This is a genomic window from Granulicella sp. 5B5 (genome assembly GCF_014083945.1).
Taxonomy (GTDB): domain Bacteria; phylum Acidobacteriota; class Terriglobia; order Terriglobales; family Acidobacteriaceae; genus Granulicella.
In genome coordinates this window covers 988,336-1,005,256 of sequence record NZ_CP046444.1, presented here as the reverse complement: position 1 = coordinate 1,005,256, position 16,921 = coordinate 988,336, and the positions used below count along the sequence as shown (strand labels likewise).

Genomic DNA, 16,921 nt, shown 5'->3' with positions numbered 1-16,921 from the left:
AATGGGGAGTAGGGAGTAGAAGGCGCGCTAAGGCTTTGTTGCGACGTAGAGGCCGGCGGCTTTGAGGAAGTAGCCGTCCCAGCGGGCGGTGGTGAAGCCGGTGTCATGGAGCATGGCGAGCATCTGTGGGGGGCGCGGGAAACGCATGACGCTGTCGGGGAGGTACTTGTAGGCGCTGCGGTCGCCGGAGATGAGGCCTCCGATGAGCGGGAGGACGTGATGGAAGTAGAGCGAGTAGCCGAGGCCGCGGAGGCCGTCGGGCTGGTTGCACTCGAGGATGCCGAGCTGGCCGCCGGGGCGGAGGACGCGGTGGATCTCGCGAAGACCTGCGGCGTAGTTGGGCAGATTGCGGAAGCCGAAGGCGGCGGTGACGAGGTCGAAGGAGTTGTCGGGGTAAGGGAGGTGCATGGCGTCGCCTTCGGTCCAGATGACGTTGGGCGAGGGGTATTTGAGGCGGGCGCGGGTGAGCATCTCGGGGGAGAAGTCGAGGCCGGTGATGGGGGTGATAGCTGTCGGTTTGAGTTCGTGGTGGTCCGAAACGCAGGTCTCTCCACTGCGCTGCGCTCCGGTCGAGATGACACTTCTTTGGTGGGTGCTGGGATGCGAAGTGCTCGGATGTGGGCGGAGTTTGAGGAGGGCGGCGGTCATGTCGCCAGTGCCGCAGCAGAGGTCGAGGATGCGGGAGTCGGGGCGCGCGAGGGTGGTGCGGAAGGTGCGGGCGGTGCGCGACCACCAGCGGCGGTCGAGGCCCATGGAGAGCAGATGGTTGAGGAGGTCGTAGCTGGGCGCGATGGAGTTGAAGATGCTACGGACGTGCTCGGAGGCTTCGGACTCGGAGAGTTCGTTGGCGGGGCGCGCGCCGGGGTTGACGAGGGGTTCCATTGGTTAGGCCGCAGCCTGTCTTGCCACCATCGCCATCATGCGTTCTGCGGTTGTCGTCAGCTCCTCGACAGCGACGTCTTTTACGACCACGGCGTCGCCGATTCCTTTGGGGAGGACGAAGTTGCGGGTGCCGCTGCGGGCTTTTTTGTCTTTGGAGGTGAGTGTGACGAGCTCGGCGGGGTCGGCGGTGAAGGGCTTCAGTGGCCCGTAGGTGATGATGACGCGCTCGATGTGGTCGTGTTCGTCGACGGTGACCAGGCCGCGGCGTTTTGCGATGGCGGTCGCCGCGAGCATGCCCCAGGCGATGGCTTCGCCGTGGAGGAGCTGCTTGTAGCCGGTGGCGGCTTCGATGGCGTGGCCGAGGGTGTGGCCGAGGTTGAGGATCATGCGGAGGCCGCCTTCGCGCTCGTCGGCGTGGACGACGTCGGCCTTCATCTGGACGCTGTCGGCGACGACGCGGGTGAGGGCGGCGGTGTCGCCGGAGAGGATGGCGGCGGCGTTGGCTTCCATGAAGTCGAAGAGGGCGCGGTCGCGGATGATGCCGGCTTTGACGGACTCCTGGAGGCCGGCGCGGAGCTCGGCGGGGGGGAGCGTGGCAAGGGTGTCTATGTCGGCGTAGACGGCGATGGGGTGGTAGAAGGCGCCGACGAGGTTTTTGCCGGCGGCGAGGTTGACGCCGGTCTTGCCGCCGACGGAGGAGTCGACCTGCGCGAGGAGCGTGGTGGGGACCTGGACGTAGCGGATGCCGCGCATGTAGCTGGCGGCGAGGTAGCCGGTCATGTCGCCGAGGACGCCGCCGCCGAAGGCGATGAGGAGGGAGTCGCGATCGGCGCCGTGCTGAGCGAGCTCTTCGAGCAGGCGCTCGATGGTGCTGAGGCGCTTGTGCTGCTCGCCTGCGGGGACTTCGAGGATGACGGGTTCGGACGGCAGGCCGGAGAGCAGAGTGGGGCCGTGGAGATGCCAGATTTCAGGCGAGGTGATGACGAAGGCGCGCTGCTTGCCGGAGGTGAGGGCGCCGTTTAAAAGGGCGTCGATGCGGGAGCCTACGAAGGGCAGCAGGCCGGTGCCGATCTCTATGGTGTAGCTGGCGGAGGGGGTGGTGACGGCGATCTTTTGAGTCGTAGACATCGAGTTCTAGGATACCGCGCGGGAGGGGAAGAGAGGCAAAGGCGTTCCCGCAAAGGACGCGGAGTGAGCTAAGGTTCGCCAAGGAAGCTCGTGGGCCCTGTGCTGAGGTTGCCGCTACTTGGAGGTGTCTGGAGTGGGTTTGGGGGCGAGGAGCGAGATGAGGATCGTGATGGCGAGGATAGCGGCGATGATGGCGAGGGAGAGGCCGGGGGTGATGGAGAGCCAGTCGGCGAGGAGCATTTTTAAAGCGGCGAAGAGGAGGATGAGGCTCATGCCGTAGTGCAGGAACCGGAGCTTCGCCAAGGCAGCGGTGAGGAGGATGTAAAGGCTGCGAAGGTTCATCACGGCCATGATGTTGGAGGTGTAGGCGAGGAACGGAGAGCGCGTGATGCTGAGGACCGCGGGGATGCTATCGAGGGCGAAGACGATGTCGGTGAGCTCGACGGCGAGGAGCGCGAGGAAGAGCATGGTCGCCATGCGGCGGCCGTTCGCGTCTCCGTTCTCTCGGACGAAGAAGTGGTCGGTGGTTTCGCTGATGGGGCGGAGACGGGTGATCCAGGTGATCCAGCGGGGCGTTTTGGTGCGGTCGCCGCTGGAGGGGAGAAGCATCTGCACGGCGGCGACGATGAGGATGGCGGCGAAGGCGTACTCGATCCAGTGGAAGCGGTCGAGGAGGGAGATGCCGGCGGCGACGAAGGCCCCGCGCATGAGCATCGCGCCGGCGACTCCCCAGAAGAGGACTTTGGGCTGGCGCAGGTCAGGGATGCGGAAGAGGCGGAAGAGGAGCAGGAAGACGAAGAGGTTGTCGATGGAGAGCGACTGCTCGAGGACGTAGCCGGCGAGGTACTGCGTGGCGCCTTCGAGGTGGAAGGGTTTGATGAGCAGAGCGGCGAGGACGAGCGAGGCGACGACCCAGAGCAGGCAGGCGTAGAGGGCCTTGCGGCGCGGCTGCGGGACGATGAGGTGCAGCCCGTACTCGGCCGCTAGAAGGAGGGCCAGCGCGAGGTGGAACCAAAGCCAGTAGGAGAGCGGAGCCACGCCTCTCAAGGCTACATTATTGTTCGTTCGCAGATGGCGCGCGCGGGTGCTCGCTTCGCTCGCGAGAAGCAGGTTCCTCGCTCTGCTCGGAATGACAGAAAGAAAAGCAACGGCAACGGCTCAGAAGCTCTTGGTTATCGTTCGCCGATGAGCTTTACAAGATCGACGAAGAGGTCGGCGGAAACCTGCAGGCTCTGGGCGCTGAGTTTGTCCATGGAGTCCTGCGCTGTGTGGTGGAAGGCGAACTCGCCGGGGCGCGAGGAGTCGGGTGGGCCGTACTCGTAGTCGATGACGTCGAGGACGGGGACGCCGCGCTCTTTGAAGGGGATGTGGTCGTCGTCGATGGTCATGGTGTTGCGGAAGAGATAGGTGGAGTGGCCGGTGTCTTTGCCGGCTTTGGCGAGGAGGTCGAGGAGCCAAGGGGTGGAGTTGAGCTCCTTGTCGATGTTCATCTTCTTCCAGCCGATCATGTCGGCGACGATGAAGGCCTTGATGTGGGCGAGGGTGCCGTCGCCGGACCACTTGGCGGCGATGTGGCGGACGCCGTAGAGCTGGTCGGAGCCGGTCATGCCGTCGGTGCCGATGGCCTCTTCGCCGTCGTCGAAGAGGAGCCAGACGGAGTAGCCGGTGGGCGGGTGGTCGCGGTAGTACTGGCCGAGGGCGATGAGCAGGGCGGTGGTGCAGGCTCCGTCGTTGGCGCCGATGTAGTTGATGTCCTTGAGCGGGTAGTTGGTCTCGTAGTGAGAGGCGAGGACGATGATGCCGCTGCGTTTCGCGGGGTTGGTGCTGGGGTACTTCACGATGAAGTTACGCATCGTGAAGGGGCCGGCGGGGGTGTTGCGGGCGACGAACTCGTCGGTGACGAAGTTGCCCTTGGCCATCTCTGGCTTGAAGTGGTCCTTGATGAAGTTTTCGGCGGCGGTGTGGCCGGGGGAGCCGACGAAGCGCTTCGGTGCGACGTCGACGTACTGCTGCGTGAGACGCAGGACGGCTGCACCTGAGACGGCATGAGTTTGGGCGTTTGCCAGCGGCGCTGCCAGAAGAGAGACGACGAGTGCGAGGTGCGTTAGCTTCACGAGGCTGTTCCCTAGGATTCTTTAGCCGCGAGCTTCTTCTTGCGGCGGTCGGGGTGGACAAAGAAGGCGACGAAGACGCCGATGAAGTAGAGAACGAGCATGGGTGAGGCGAAGATGGTCATGCCGATGGGGCTGGGATCGGGGCAGATGACGGCGGCCACGAGGAAGATGGCGAGGATGGCGTAGCGGAAGTGCTTGAGGAGGAACTTGGCGTCCACGATGCCGAAGAGCGCGAGGAAGAAGATGAGGATGGGCAGCTCAAAGGTGATGCCGAGGCCGAGGATGACGGCCAGAAAGAAGCCGGTGTACTCCTCGATGCCGATCATGTGGTTGAAGTTCCTGCCGAAGCCCTGCACGAGGACGACCATCGCCTGAGGCAGCACGTACCTGTAACCGAACCATGCGCCGGCGAGGAAGAGGCCGACGGTGGCGGACATGAAGGGCCAGACGTACTTCTTCTCGTTAGAGTACATACCGGGCGAGATGAAGAGCCACACCTGGTAGAGGATGAAGGGGGACGCGAAGATGGCACCGAAGACGAGGGCGGTCTTGATGTCGAAGTTGATGGCGTCGGTGGGGTGGACCTGGGTGAGCTTGAGGTTGATGTCGGTGAGCGGGCGCTGGATGAAGGCGGTGAGCTTGCCGATGAAGACGCCTGCGGCGATGCAGCCGACGAGCAGATAGAGGATGGAGTGGACGAGGCGCTTGCGGAGCTCATCGAGGTGCTCCATGAGGCTCATGCCGGGGAGTTCGGCGCGGTCCTGGACGGCGTTGCGGGCGCGTTCGGCGAGCTCAGTTGCCATGGACGGTCTCCGCGTCGGTGTCGTGCGTGGCGCCGTTATGGGTGCTTCCATTTTCGGCGGGCGGGATGGCATCGATCAGGCTGCTGAGGGCGCTCTTGCGCGCGGTGGGCAGGCCGGTGGAGGGTGGCATGATCTTGAACTCGCCGGATTCGGATTCGGCGATGGGCATGGCCTCGGTGGGCGGCAGGTTGCTGCGGAGCGTTGAGGTCTCGGCGGCAGGCTCTTCGGAGGAGACGCCTTCGGTGGTCTCGCTGGTTTCGTGCGCGGCGTCGATGGCGGGCTGCTCTGTGATGAGTGTGGGCTTGGAGATATCGGCGGGAGTAGCGGGCAGCGGAGGAGCGGCCGGTGCTGCGGCTTCGATGGCTTCGATCTTCTTGAGGCGGTCGGCCTGCTCGGCCTGACGGAGCTCCTCTTCCATCTGCATCTTGAACTCGTTGGAGGCGCGGCGGAACTCGCCGACCCATTTGCCGATCTCGCGCGCGAGGACAGGCAGCTTCTTCGGGCCGAAGAGCAGCAGAGCGAGGACGAAGAGGAAGATGCTGTCAGAGAAGCTGGGCATACGTTGCGTTTGTTGCTGGGGTCTCCGGGTGGTTCTCCAAGATTAGATGATAAGGCCTTAGGTGCGAGGGCGAAAGTTGATGGTGCACGAAGGTTGCTAGAGGGAACTAACCCGGAGCGTGGGAGGAGCGTCTATTGTGCAGGACTCCGTACGTTGAGACTGTGGTAGCGATGAAGCAGACGCACACCTGCGAGAATGGATACGCAGCGCGGGACGGCTGTAGATTGCTGGAGAAGACGAAGGACATGAGACAGATTCCCCGCCGTAACCTGATTGCTGCCGCCGCGTGTTTTGCTTCGCTGAGTGGATTGGCGATTGCCGCGATGAGCCTGTCGAGTTGCAGCGGTTTTTTTGTGCCGCAGACGAGTACGGGGTCGACGGGGAGTACGGGCTCGACTGGGAGCACAGGGAGTACGGGCTCGACCGGGAGCACCGGGCCGGATGTGGCGTACATCACGAACAGCGTTGCGACTACGCAGTCGCTGGATGCATTCGATCTTTCAAGCGGAACGCTGTCGGCACTGTCAGGGGCGCCGTATACGCTGGGTTTTGTGCCGCAGGCGGTGGTGGTGAACCCGGCAGGGACGTATGCGTACGTTGCGAGCGTGCCTGCTTCCGGCTCGCTGGGGGAGATCTATCTGTATTCGGTGAGCAGTACAGGTGTGCTGTCGATTGCGAATGGCGGACAGCCGGTGATTGGCTCGCCGCTGGCGCCGGACCCTGTGGCGCTGGCGATTTCGACGGACGGGAACTACCTATTTGCGTTGGATGGAACAGGTATTTTGGCAGAGTACCCGATCAGCATCTCCACAGGAGCGGTGACCAATGCGAACAACCCTACGACGTATCTAGCCCAGTTGCCGACGGATGGCGGCACCCTGGTGCCGAAGGCGCTGGCATTCGCGCCGAGCGGTGGATTTCTGGTAGAGGCGAATGGAACGGGCGGTGCGGTGGTGTACAACTACGACGCATCGACGGGTGGGCTGTTGGTGGAGACGCCGATCATCAGCCCATCGAGTACCTCGGTGAGCATCAATGGCGTGGCGGTGGACAAGAATAACCACATCTTCCTGAGCTTTGGGTATAACGGCACATCTCAGGGACTGCAGGAGTTTACGGCGAACGCGTCGGGGGCGTACACACCGACCGCGTCGGCGGTTGTGGCTTCGGGCAACGGACCGCGCGGGGTGGTGGTGGACCCGACGGGAACGTATGTGTACGTCGCGAACTATGCGGATGGGACGATATCCGGGTACACGATTGGCAGCAGTGGAGCGCTGACGGCGATCTCGGGGTCTCCGTTTGCTGCGCCGGCTAGCGTGTCGGTGTTGGGAGCAGATAAAACCGGGGCCTATATCGTTGCGCTGGGGTATAACGCGTCAACGGGCATCCAGTTGATGTCGATTGGGACAGGTGGCGCGCTGAGTACGGCGTCGAGCGCGGCGAGCGGGACGATCGGCGAACCGGCGTCGGTGGCGATGACTCCGTAGATGCCTGTGGCGCGGGACGAGCGGATTCGCGATACCTTGGAGGTGTGTTGAGGCGTTTTCTTCTGTCGTTGCTGCTGTGGGTGGGCGGGCGTTCCGTGCGTAGGGCCGTCGCGCAGGTTTTGCTGGGTGTGTGTGCTGTGGCGGCACTTAGCGGGTGCAACTACTTCCGGCAAAAGACCCAGGAACACTATGTGTATGTGACGGCTCGGCAGGTGTTTCTGCGGGACCGTGTGGCCGCCGTGTCTAACCGTACGGGGACGGCTACGAACGGCGAGAAGCTGGTGGTGCTGGACCGGACCCGGCGCGCGATTAAGGTGCGGACGCCGCGCGGTGAGGTGGGTTGGGTCGAAGAGAAGCTGACCGCCGACCAGAAGACAGCCGACCAGTTTGCGGCGCTGGCGGAGACGCATGGCAAGGACCCGGTGATCGCGGTGGCGACGGCGCGGGATGAGGTGTATCTGCATGCGGCGCCGGGGCGTGAGACGCCGCGGTTCTACCGCTTGGCCGAGGGCGATGGGTTGAGCCTGCTGGAGCGGGCGACGGTGCCGAAGGTGAAGCCGGGGGCTGTCCCGGTGCGGGTTGTGAGGCAGCCGACTCAGGAAGAAGTGGCCGCGGCGAAGGCCGAGCGGACCCATGAAGACGATCCGAATGATGAAAAACAGCCTGCGGTGGTGGTGCCTCCTCCGGTGATGGAGGACTGGTGGCTGGCTCGCACGGTGAAGGGGCAGACGGGCTGGATACTGGGGCGGATGGTCGATGTGACGGTGCCGGATACGCTGGCGCGGTATGCCGAGGGGCAGCGGATCGTGGGTGCGTATGTGCTGCATATGGTGGACGACCCGGACTCGGGGATGCTGGACAACGGGAAGACGGTGACGGAGATTCCGGAGTACCTGACGCTGCTGGCGCCGTACAAGTCGGGGTTGCCGTATGACTTCGACCAGGTGCGGGTGTTCATCTGGAACATCAAGAAGCACCGCTACGAGACGGGGTTCCGGGAGCATGACATTCTGGGGTACCTGCCGGCGAAGATCGGGAGCATGAAGGACCCGTATTCTCCGGGCGTGTTGGCTCAGATGTCGTTGCCGAGCTTTACTTACAAGGTGCTGGCGGCGAGCGCGCCGATTCCTGAGCCGGACCCGGCGACGGGGCTGGTGAAGCCTTCGCAGTTGATTACGAAGACCTACCGGCTGGAAGGGAACATCTGCCGGCGGATTCTGCCGCCGGGGACGCTGGCGGAGGATGAGGCGCATCCGGTGCCGCTGCCGGCGAAGGACAAGAACGGGAAGTCGCGGAAGCGGCGGCGGTAGCGCCCCCTCCCCGGTTATGGGGGTATGATCCGGAGCCCATTGGGGTTAAGGGTGGAACCCCCTGCATGGGATAGCGGGTGGCCGACAGGTTTTCGGTTGTCAATTGGAGCGAGATGAACGGCCTGGGCCGAGAGGAAGAGCCTGGCTTTGCCACGCTGTCTTCTCTTCTTATTATACGTGGAGTGTCAAGAGGTGCGAGGAGGGACAAGGCAACGGCAAAAAGCGTTAGGGGAAGCTCTGAACAAGTGTGCATGCGTTCCCTCCGCGGCTAAAGCCGCACTGATTCCTGGAGCTTTATGGCGGGACTGAAGTCCCGCCCCTGCAAAGCAAGATACTTGTTCAGACCTTCCTTGACGCAGAGGGCGCGGTGTAGAAACGCGCAGTGGGCGCAGAGGAGAACAGGCAACGACAAATACAGGGGTTTCTCCGCTGCGCATCGCGATGAAGCCGCGATGCTCCGGTCGAAATGACGAACTTTCCTGGGTGGAAAGACTTTTTGTGCAATGCCGGGATGGGAGCTATTGGTAGAAGCGGCGGATGGCTTCTACGACGGTTTCTACTTCGTCGTTGCGAAGGCCGGGGAAGATGGGGAGGGCGAGAACCTCTGCGGCGGCGCGTTCGGCGATGGGGAAGTCGCCGAGCTTGTAGCCGAGGCTGGCGAGGCTCTTCTGGAGGTGGAGGGGTTCGGGGTAGTAGATCTCGGTGCCGATTTTGAGAGCGGTGAGGTGGTCGCGGAGAGCGTCTCGGCGGGGGGCGCGGATGACGTACTGGTGGAAGACGTGGGTGGCGCGTGGATCGGTAGCGGGAAGGACGATTCCCAGATTGGTGGTGGGAGCGGTGAGGCGGGAATTCTGGAAGAGGGTGTCGTAGAGGGCGGCGATTTCGCGGCGGCGGGTGTTGCCGGCTTCGACGTGACGGAGCTTGACTTCAAGGACCGCGGCCTGGAGCGTGTCGAGGCGGGAGTTCCAGCCGACCTCGTCGTGGTAGTAGCGTTGCCTCATGCCGTGGGCGCGGAGCATGACCATGCGTTCGGCGAGAGCGGCGTCGTTGGTGGTGCACATGCCGGCGTCGCCGAAGGCGCTGAGGTTCTTGGTGGGATAGAAGCTGAAGGCAGCGATGTCGCCGAGAGCGCCGGCAGGTTTATCGTTCCAGCGTGCGCCGAAAGCCTGGGCTGCGTCTTCGACGAGGCTGAAGCTGTGCTGCTGCGCGAGCGAGGTGAGTGCGTCCATGTCGGCGCACTGGCCGTAGAGATGGACGGACATGACGGCGCGGATGGGGGCGCCTTGGTGCTGCGCGAGAGTGGTTGCGACCGCAGCAGGAGAGAGGTTGAAGGTGTGTTCGTCGATGTCGGCGAGAAGGGGCCGTGCGCCGGCGCGAAGGATGCTGCTGACGGTGGCGAAGAAGCTGAAGGGTGTGGTGAGGACGGCGTCTCCAGGGCCGATGCGAAGGGCGGCGAGCGCGAGCCAGAGGGCGTCGGTGCCGCTGGCGCAGCCGATGGCGTGGGAGACGCCGCAGGCCCGGGCGGCGGCGGCTTCAAAGCTGGCGACCTGGGGGCCGAGGATGAAGCGCTGGCTGTCGCAGACGGAGGTGATGGCGGCGAGAAGCTCGTCGCGGAGCAGCGCGTACTCGCGCTGGAAGTCGAGCATGGGAACAGGAGCGAGTGCGGTGGATTGAGCGGAAACGGCCATCATTGAATATCGTAGCTCCTGCGAGTTCCGTTGCGGGACGTGAATGTTTACAGCGGTGTCACGTTACCTCGGTCAGGGGTGATTTCTTCCGATAGCGCTTGTGTTTCATTGCGGGAAGGCGATACCGTAGTGCTGTCACCATGGAATTGCTTTAAGGCCCCGGATCAGTACGACATCATGGTGTCTCGGCGGGACCTGTACGCATGGTTTAACCATAAGGAGATCGGCCACAATGGATCCAAAGCCGGCGCAGAACATTCAGGACACGTTCCTGAATACCGTTCGCAAAGATAAGAGTCCTATTACCATTTACCTTGTCAGTGGCGTAAAGCTCACGGGCAAGATTCGCTCTTTTGATAAGTACTCCGTTCTTTTGGAGAACAATGCGCAAGAGCAGTTGATCTTCAAGCACGCAATATCGACCGTAGTAAGCGGGCGTCCGATGGGGTACGAAGCGCGGAGCTCAGATGCACGTCCGGCTCCCGTGTCTCAGGAAGCGGTTGCAGTAACTGGAGCTGCGGCGCGCTAAAACAGCCGCCCGCAGGTGAACATCAGCCACGAAGACCACAGTTTCGGCAAGCAGTCCGCCGGGAGCGCGTCCACGCAGCGAGAACGAGAGCTGCGTGAACGCTCCCTGCTGCGCGAACGGCAGCAGTCGGCGCGCGAGCTTGCGGTGCTGGTGGCGGTAGACTTTACGGCGGAGCGCTATCGGCCTTCTCCGGTGGCGATGCAGGCGCGGCAGGCGGCGGCGATTGCGGCGCAACGCGAGGATGGTGAGCCGGTGGTCGAGGCTGCTGCGGACATCGACTTCGATGCGTCGCTGGCGGAGTTTCAGGAGCTGGCGCGGTCGGCGGGCGCGGTGATCGCGGCGGTGCTGATCCAACGGCGCGGCAAGCCGGACCCGGCAACGCTGGTGGGCGGCGGAAAGCTGGATGAGATTGTCGCGACGGTGGCTTCGACGGGCGCGAGCCTGGTGCTGTTCGACCACGACCTGACGCCTTCGCAGGCGAGGAACGTGGAGGCGCGGCTGCCTTGCACAGTGATCGACCGGACGCAGCTAATCCTGGACATCTTTGCGAGACATGCGCGAACACGCGAAGGCCAGCTGCAGGTGGAGCTGGCGCAGTTGGAGTACCAGATGCCTCGGCTGATGGGCAAGGGCAAGAGCATGTCGCAGACGGGCGGCGGCATTGGCACCCGAGGCCCGGGCGAGACGCAGTTGGAGACCGATCGCCGGAAGATCAATACGCGGCTGGTGCGGATCAAACAGCAGCTTGAGGCCGTGCGGCGGATTCGGCGGCAACAGCGCGGACGGCGCGAGGCGGTGCCGGTGCCGACGGTGGCGCTGGTGGGGTATACGAATGCGGGGAAGTCGACGCTGTTCAATTCACTGACCGGGGCGGAGGTACTGGCGTCGGAGCGGATGTTTGCGACGCTGGACCCGAAGCTGCGGCAGCTGACGCTGCCTTCGCGGCGCAAGGTGCTGCTGAGCGATACGGTCGGGTTTCTGCGGAACCTGCCTCATGCGCTGGTGACGAGCTTTCGCGCGACGCTGGAAGAGGTGGAGCGCGCTGAACTGCTGCTGCATGTGCGCGATGCGGCGAGCCCGACGCTGGATGCTCAGAAGCAGCAGGTGGAGGCTGTGCTGACGGAGCTGGGCGCGGGCAAAAAAGCGACGCTGCAGGTGCTGAACAAGATCGATCTGCTGCCGGAGGGAGCGGCGACGGAGGCGGGCGCGCTGCGGGTGTCCGGGCTGACGGGCGAGGGGTTGGACGGGCTGCTGCATGCAATCGATGCCGCGCTGACGGCGGACCCGCTGGAGCAGATGGTGTTCCGGATACCGCAGGCCGAGGGGCGTGTGCTGGCGGCGCTGGAGCGCGGAGCGACGGTGCAGAACCAGCGCTTCGATGGCAACGAGGTGACGCTGACGGCGGTGGGGCCGCGGTCACTGCTGGAGCGGTATCGGCGGTATGAGGTGGGTGAGGAATCACGGTAGAGAAGCGGGTCTCTCCGCTACGTCCGCAAGAGCGCGGACTCCAGTCGAGATGACACACCTCCCTGGATTGAGCCGAGGGATTAAACACTACAGGCCGCCTGTGAGGGAGCGGGGAAGCTGTCCCTGTGACACGCGGCCTGCATGACCCGGAACGGGTCGCGGGTGGTAGAGACAGTGTACTCCCCGGCACGACAGAAGGGCGCAAAAATCGTGTCACGACAGGGGTTTCGAGAGAAATTCACATGCGAGCGATAAACGATTTCGTCTCCCGTTTATCGCCGGGCACCTTTGACTTCCAACAGCCCGCTTTGTTAGAAATAGAAGGACGAAAAGGCTTGAAAGTGTTCTGCGCTGAACGGTCTGGGAGGCGGTTTGTACGGTAGCTAGCGGGCCGTGTGACGGTCCCCCTCCTGATGGTTGGTGTGGCCTCTTTAGTGCCCTCCTGTACTACCCAAGAAACTTCATGGAAATCAAGGAAATACTGAACCAACTTGGCGGACTCATGGTCGGCGCTGTGCCGACGATGGTGCTGTTTATCCTGCTGGTTATGCTGTACAGCGTACTGGTGCGGAGGCCGCTGGAGAAGACGCTGGCCGAGCGGCGGAGCCGGACGTCCGGGGCTGTCGACCAGGCAAAGAAGGCAATCGCCGAGGCGGAAGCGGAGACGGCTACCTACGAGGCGAAGCTGCGGGCGGCGCGGGCAGAGCTGGCGGCGGCGCGGGAGCATCGCATGAAGGAGCTGCAGGCCGAGCGTGACCGCGTGATTGAAGCGGCGCGGACCGAGGCGCAAGGCATGGTTCGCAGTGCGCGGGCCGAGGTTGAGGCGAGCGCTGCGGGTGCTCGCAAACAGATTGAAGAGGCCACCGCGGAGTTGAGTCAGCAGATCGTGCGGGCACTGCTGCCCCAGGGAAGTGCAACGGAGGCGCGCTCGTGATGACTCGCAGGGTGTGGGCCTCGATGATGAGTTTGGTTGTGCTGCTGGCGCTGGCGATGCCGGTTCGTGTGGCGCATGCGCAGGCGGCTGCTACGGTGCCGGTGGCGACGAAGGGCACGGATGCGGCTTCGACGCAGGCCAAGCCGGCTGCTCAGGACGAAGAAGAGAAGGACGATAACGACGAGTACCGGATGTCGCCCACGGTGACGAAGCTGGGCTCGCTGCTGGGGATGAAGTCGGAGGCGGCATCGACCGCTTTTACGATTACGAACCTGGTGATTCTGTTGGCGGGCCTCGGCTACCTGATCATGAAGAACCTGCCGAAGTCGTTCAAGAGCCGGAGCGCGACGATCCAGAAGCAGATTGTGGAGGCGCGGACGGCGACGCAGGATGCGAAGTCTCGGTTGAGCTCGGTGGAGGCGCGGCTGGCAAAGCTGGATGGCGAGATCGCCGCGATGCGGACGCAGGCTGAGGCGGACGGCGCTCGTGAAGAGCAGCGGTTGAAGAGCGCGATCGAGGATGAGAAGCAGCGGATTCTTGCGGCGGCTGGGCAGGAGATCCAGAGCGCGACGTTGACCGCGCGGCGTGAGCTGCAGCAGTATGCGGCGGAGCTGGCTGTGGATCAGGCGGCGCGCAAGCTGGTGGTGACTCCGGAGGCGGACCGCTACCTGGTGGCGGGCTTTGCGGAGCGTCTGAAGGCGTTTGGAAAGGGTGAGAACTGATGGCGGCCGTGAATCAGAGATATGCGCGGGCGCTGGCTGCGGTGGTCGACGAGCAGAAGTTGGATGCTGCGGCGACTGAGGAGCAGCTACGGAATTTTCTGGCGGCGTTGGATGTCAGTCATGGTCTGCGTGAGGTGCTGGAGAACCCTTCGATTGCGGAGTCGCAGAAGCTGGGACTGCTGGATGCGCTGGCGGGCAAGATGGGCTTCAGCCATACTGTGCGGAACTTTATCGCGGTGCTGACGCACCACGGGCGGTTGAACTCGCTGGGTGAGATCCTGACGGACTACACTGCGCTGTCCGATGACGAAGCAAATGTGGCCGAGGTCGAGGTGGTGAGCGCCCGTGAGCTGGATGGGGCGAGCCGCGCGACGCTGGAAGCGGAGATCTCAAAGCTGGTGAGCGGGCGCAAGGTGAGTGCGAGCTACTCGCAGGACGCAGAGCTGCTGGGCGGCGCTGTGGTGAAGATCGGTTCGACGGTGTATGACGGTTCGGTGCGCGGGCAGCTGCGGCAGTTGAAGCAGTGGCTGGTGACGGCCACGGTTTGAGGCCTCTCGAGGGTTGAGAGCGCAAGAGATTGAAACAAGAGATTGGAAGCACTGAAGGAAAGAGAGAGCATGGCACAGATTCAGGCAAATGAGATCACCGAGCTGCTCCGCCAGCAGATTGAGAACTACGAGCAGCGGGTGCAGGTGGATGAGGTTGGAACCATCATCACGCTGGGCGACGGCATCGCGCGCGTGCATGGGTTGGACAAGGTCATGGCAGGCGAGCTGGTGGAGTTTCCGCACGGCATCATGGGCCTTGCCATGAACCTTGATGAAGATCAGGTCGGTACCGTGGTGCTGGGCGACTACAGCGAGCTGAAGGAAGGCGACCAGGTAAAGCGGACGGGCAAGATCATGTCCGTGCCGGTTGGCGAGGCGCTGATTGGCCGCGTGGTGAACGCGCTGGGCCAGCCTATCGACGACAAGGGCCCGATCCATACGGACAAATTTCTGCCTGTGGAGCGGCTGGCTCCGGGCGTGATTGCGCGCCAGTCGGTGACCGAGCCGATGGCTACGGGCATCAAGGCCATCGACACGATGATTCCGATTGGCCGTGGTCAGCGTGAGCTGCTGATCGGCGACCGCCAGACGGGCAAGACCGCCGTGGCGCTGGATACGATCATCAACTCGGCGAAGAACGACCTGATCTGCATCTACTGCGCAATCGGCCAGAAGCGTTCGTCGGTGGCGACTGTTGTGCAGACGCTGGAGCAGTACGGTGCGATGGCGTACACCATTGTGGTGGCGGCTACGGCCTCCGAGCCCGCGCCGATGCAGTACCTTGCACCGTTCGCCGCGACGGCGATGGGCGAGTACTTCCGCGATAATGGCAAGCACGCGCTGATCATCTATGACGATCTGTCGAAGCATGCGGCTTCGTACCGCGAGATTTCGCTGCTGCTGCGCCGTCCGCCAGGGCGTGAGGCGTACCCCGGCGATGTGTTCTATCTGCACTCGCGCCTGCTGGAGCGCTCGGCTAAGATGTCGAAGGAGCTGGGCGGCGGTTCGCTGACAGCGCTGCCGATCATCGAGACGCAGGCGGGCGACGTTTCGGCGTACATTCCGACGAACGTGATCTCGATTACGGACGGCCAGATATTCTTCGAGACCGATCTGTTCAACTCCGGTGTCCGTCCGGCGGTGAACGTGGGCTTGTCGGTTTCGCGTGTGGGTTTTGCGGCGGCGATCAAGGCGACCAAGCAGGTGGGTTCGACGCTGAAGCTGGACCTGGCGCAGTACCGCGAGCTGGCTGCGTTCGCGCAGTTCGGTTCGGACCTCGACAAGGTGACGCAGAACCAACTGAACCGCGGCGCGCGTTTGACGGAGTTGCTGAAGCAGCCGCAGTTCGATCCGCTTACGTGGGTGCAACAGGTGGCGATCATCTTTGCCGGTACAAACGGGTTGCTGGATGACGTTGAGGTGAAGGACATCCGCGCGTTCGAGGACGGCTTCTACAGCTATCTCGCCACGTCGGCCTCGCAAGTGATGGCGGACATCGAGTCCAAGCGTGCGCTGGATGACGACATCAAGAAGCGGCTGACCGAGGCCATCAACCAGTACAAGCAGGACTTCCTTGCCAACCGCAAGGAGACTGCCGGAGCCAAGGCCTAAGAACGCATGGCAAACGTACTCGATCTACGTCGTCGCATCCGGAGCGTGAAGAACACGCGCCAGATCACCAAGGCCATGAAGATGGTCTCTGCCGCCAAGCTGCGCCGCGCGCAGGACCGCGCGCTGCAGGCGCGGCCGTATGCGCAGATGCTCACAAATGTGCTGGAGTCGCTGGTGCGACGCACGGACTTATATAACGGCGACAGCGGCGATGTGATGCATCCGCTGCTGGTGGAGCGCGAGGAGAAGAATGTGCTGGTGGTGGTGATCGCCGGCGACAAGGGCTTCGCGGGCGGCTTCAACGCCAACATCGGCAAGGCTGCGCAACTCTTTATTGATGAGCGGCGTGTGCTGGGACAGAACATCGACCTGGAGCCTGTCGGCAAGAAAGCGATTGGGCTGTATAAGCGGAAGTATCCGGCCGCGGTGTATGAGCACAAGGAAGAGCTCTACGACAACGACCTTTCGAAGCACATCGAGAACATCCGTCATCGCGAGGCACCGATTGAGGTGGCCGCGGAGAACCCGACCTTGCTGGTGAAGGCGGCGTTTGAAGACGTGACGGCGCTGGCAGAGACGATTGTGAAGCGCTACGAACATGCAGAGATCGACTCGGTGTACATCGTGTACAACGAGTTCAAGAGCGTGATCTCGCAGCGTGTGGTGGTGGAGAAGCTGCTGCCGATCCGGAAGCTGGGCTCGCATGAAGTGACGGCGCTGGAAGAGATGAGCGAGGAGCAGAAAGAGGCTGCGGGCAAGGCCGCGCAGTCGGCGGGCGTCTCGATCCTGGAGCCGGAGGAGAGCGAGTACGAACGCGAGGCCAAGATGTTCGGTACCGCGGACGTGGACTACCTATTCGATCAGTCACCGGAGCGGCTGTTGCGGCACCTGATGCCGCGGTATGTGACGACGCAAATCTTCCATGCGCTACTGGAGTCGATTGCCGCGGAACATGCGGCGCGTATGACGGCGACCGATGCGGCGAGCAAGAATGCGGGCGAGCTGATCGACAAGTTGAGCCTGACGATGAACCGGCTGCGGCAGGCGGCGATTACGAAAGAGATTATCGAGATTGTGTCGGGAGCAGCTGCTCTGTAAGGGCAACTGCAAACGCAGAGGACGCGGCGGTCGCAGAG

General features: G+C 63.3%; 16 protein-coding genes. 9 read left to right on the top strand and 7 right to left on the bottom strand.

Annotated features, from left to right (window positions below):
• Positions 1–27 precede the first annotated feature (27 nt).
• The 6 genes from GOB94_RS04330 to GOB94_RS04305 all read right to left on the bottom strand — a co-directional run bounded on the left by GOB94_RS04330 (position 28) and on the right by GOB94_RS04305 (position 5,486).
• Entirely contained in the window at positions 28–882 is an 855-nt protein-coding gene (locus tag GOB94_RS04330; protein WP_182277662.1) for a class I SAM-dependent methyltransferase, read from the bottom strand.
• A 3-nt stretch (positions 883–885) separates the two neighbouring features.
• Positions 886–2,010 (bottom strand): 3-dehydroquinate synthase, encoded by a 1,125-nt coding sequence (gene aroB / locus GOB94_RS04325; RefSeq protein ID WP_182277661.1) that lies wholly within the window; start codon positions 2,008–2,010, stop codon positions 886–888.
• A 114-nt stretch (positions 2,011–2,124) separates the two neighbouring features.
• Complete coding sequence (locus tag GOB94_RS04320) at positions 2,125–3,048, bottom strand: TerC/Alx family metal homeostasis membrane protein (protein ID WP_182277660.1); 924 nt, start codon at positions 3,046–3,048, stop codon at positions 2,125–2,127.
• Positions 3,049–3,182: 134 nt separating this feature from the next.
• Positions 3,183–4,124 carry a M28 family peptidase gene (locus tag GOB94_RS04315; RefSeq protein ID WP_255484233.1) on the bottom strand — a complete coding sequence of 314 codons (942 nt, stop codon included), beginning with the start codon at positions 4,122–4,124 and terminating at the stop codon, positions 3,183–3,185.
• An 11-nt stretch (positions 4,125–4,135) separates the two neighbouring features.
• Positions 4,136–4,927 carry a twin-arginine translocase subunit TatC gene (gene tatC / locus GOB94_RS04310; RefSeq protein WP_182277659.1) on the bottom strand — a complete coding sequence of 264 codons (792 nt, stop codon included), beginning with the start codon at positions 4,925–4,927 and terminating at the stop codon, positions 4,136–4,138.
• Entirely contained in the window at positions 4,917–5,486 is a 570-nt protein-coding gene (locus GOB94_RS04305; protein ID WP_182277658.1) for a twin-arginine translocase TatA/TatE family subunit, read from the bottom strand. Before GOB94_RS04305 ends, tatC begins: the two co-directional genes overlap by 11 nt.
• Before the next feature lie 245 nt (positions 5,487–5,731).
• Here GOB94_RS04305 and GOB94_RS04300 point away from each other — a divergent pair, with 245 nt between their 5' ends.
• The gene (locus tag GOB94_RS04300) at positions 5,732–6,976 is read left to right on the top strand and encodes a beta-propeller fold lactonase family protein (RefSeq protein WP_182277657.1); all 1,245 of its coding nucleotides are present in this window, start codon (positions 5,732–5,734) and stop codon (positions 6,974–6,976) included.
• Positions 6,977–7,023: 47 nt separating this feature from the next.
• The gene (locus tag GOB94_RS04295; protein ID WP_255484232.1) at positions 7,024–8,286 is read left to right on the top strand and encodes an SH3 domain-containing protein; all 1,263 of its coding nucleotides are present in this window, start codon (positions 7,024–7,026) and stop codon (positions 8,284–8,286) included.
• 518 nt (positions 8,287–8,804) lie between these two features.
• Here GOB94_RS04295 and GOB94_RS04290 read toward each other — a convergent pair.
• Complete coding sequence (locus GOB94_RS04290; RefSeq protein ID WP_255484231.1) at positions 8,805–9,977, bottom strand: DegT/DnrJ/EryC1/StrS family aminotransferase; 1,173 nt, start codon at positions 9,975–9,977, stop codon at positions 8,805–8,807.
• A 229-nt stretch (positions 9,978–10,206) separates the two neighbouring features.
• On the opposite strand from GOB94_RS04290, the gene hfq reads away from it, so the two are divergent.
• The 7 genes from hfq (at position 10,207) to GOB94_RS04255 (ending at position 16,883) form a co-directional block, all read left to right on the top strand.
• Positions 10,207–10,503 (top strand): RNA chaperone Hfq, encoded by a 297-nt coding sequence (gene hfq / locus GOB94_RS04285; RefSeq protein ID WP_182277656.1) that lies wholly within the window; start codon positions 10,207–10,209, stop codon positions 10,501–10,503.
• A gap of 15 nt (positions 10,504–10,518) precedes the next feature.
• Positions 10,519–11,970 carry a GTPase HflX gene (gene hflX, locus GOB94_RS04280; protein ID WP_255484230.1) on the top strand — a complete coding sequence of 484 codons (1,452 nt, stop codon included), beginning with the start codon at positions 10,519–10,521 and terminating at the stop codon, positions 11,968–11,970.
• Positions 11,971–12,433: 463 nt separating this feature from the next.
• On the top strand, positions 12,434–12,904 hold the full coding sequence (locus GOB94_RS04275; RefSeq protein WP_255484229.1) for a hypothetical protein: 471 nt from the start codon (positions 12,434–12,436) through the stop codon (positions 12,902–12,904).
• The gene (locus GOB94_RS04270; RefSeq protein ID WP_182277655.1) at positions 12,904–13,626 is read left to right on the top strand and encodes an ATP synthase F0 subunit B; all 723 of its coding nucleotides are present in this window, start codon (positions 12,904–12,906) and stop codon (positions 13,624–13,626) included. Before GOB94_RS04275 ends, GOB94_RS04270 begins: the two co-directional genes overlap by 1 nt.
• Positions 13,626–14,174: an ATP synthase F1 subunit delta gene (gene atpH / locus GOB94_RS04265; RefSeq protein WP_182277654.1), complete on the top strand. Its 549-nt coding sequence runs from the start codon at positions 13,626–13,628 to the stop codon at positions 14,172–14,174. Before GOB94_RS04270 ends, atpH begins: the two co-directional genes overlap by 1 nt.
• Before the next feature lie 69 nt (positions 14,175–14,243).
• Positions 14,244–15,785 (top strand): F0F1 ATP synthase subunit alpha, encoded by a 1,542-nt coding sequence (gene atpA / locus GOB94_RS04260; RefSeq protein WP_182277653.1) that lies wholly within the window; start codon positions 14,244–14,246, stop codon positions 15,783–15,785.
• Between the two features lie 6 nt (positions 15,786–15,791).
• Complete coding sequence (locus tag GOB94_RS04255; RefSeq protein WP_182277652.1) at positions 15,792–16,883, top strand: FoF1 ATP synthase subunit gamma; 1,092 nt, start codon at positions 15,792–15,794, stop codon at positions 16,881–16,883.
• The last annotated feature ends 38 nt before the right edge of the window (positions 16,884–16,921 follow it).

What these genes read in the sequence shown, in the direction of transcription:
- GOB94_RS04300 (WP_182277657.1), top strand. Translation starts at nt 5,732, where the DNA reads ATGAGACAGATTCCCCGCCGTAACCTGATTGCTGCCGCCGCGTGTTTT.
- atpH (WP_182277654.1), top strand. Translation starts at nt 13,626, where the DNA reads ATGGCGGCCGTGAATCAGAGATATGCGCGGGCGCTGGCTGCGGTGGTC.
- aroB (WP_182277661.1), bottom strand. Translation starts at nt 2,010, where the DNA reads ATGTCTACGACTCAAAAGATCGCCGTCACCACCCCCTCCGCCAGCTAC.
- GOB94_RS04255 (WP_182277652.1), top strand. Translation starts at nt 15,792, where the DNA reads ATGGCAAACGTACTCGATCTACGTCGTCGCATCCGGAGCGTGAAGAAC.
- hfq (WP_182277656.1), top strand. Translation starts at nt 10,207, where the DNA reads ATGGATCCAAAGCCGGCGCAGAACATTCAGGACACGTTCCTGAATACC.
- tatC (WP_182277659.1), bottom strand. Translation starts at nt 4,927, where the DNA reads ATGGCAACTGAGCTCGCCGAACGCGCCCGCAACGCCGTCCAGGACCGC.
- GOB94_RS04305 (WP_182277658.1), bottom strand. Translation starts at nt 5,486, where the DNA reads ATGCCCAGCTTCTCTGACAGCATCTTCCTCTTCGTCCTCGCTCTGCTG.
- GOB94_RS04270 (WP_182277655.1), top strand. Translation starts at nt 12,904, where the DNA reads ATGACTCGCAGGGTGTGGGCCTCGATGATGAGTTTGGTTGTGCTGCTG.
- atpA (WP_182277653.1), top strand. Translation starts at nt 14,244, where the DNA reads ATGGCACAGATTCAGGCAAATGAGATCACCGAGCTGCTCCGCCAGCAG.
- GOB94_RS04330 (WP_182277662.1), bottom strand. Translation starts at nt 882, where the DNA reads ATGGAACCCCTCGTCAACCCCGGCGCGCGCCCCGCCAACGAACTCTCC.
- GOB94_RS04290 (WP_255484231.1), bottom strand. Translation starts at nt 9,977, where the DNA reads ATGATGGCCGTTTCCGCTCAATCCACCGCACTCGCTCCTGTTCCCATG.
- GOB94_RS04275 (WP_255484229.1), top strand. Translation starts at nt 12,434, where the DNA reads ATGGAAATCAAGGAAATACTGAACCAACTTGGCGGACTCATGGTCGGC.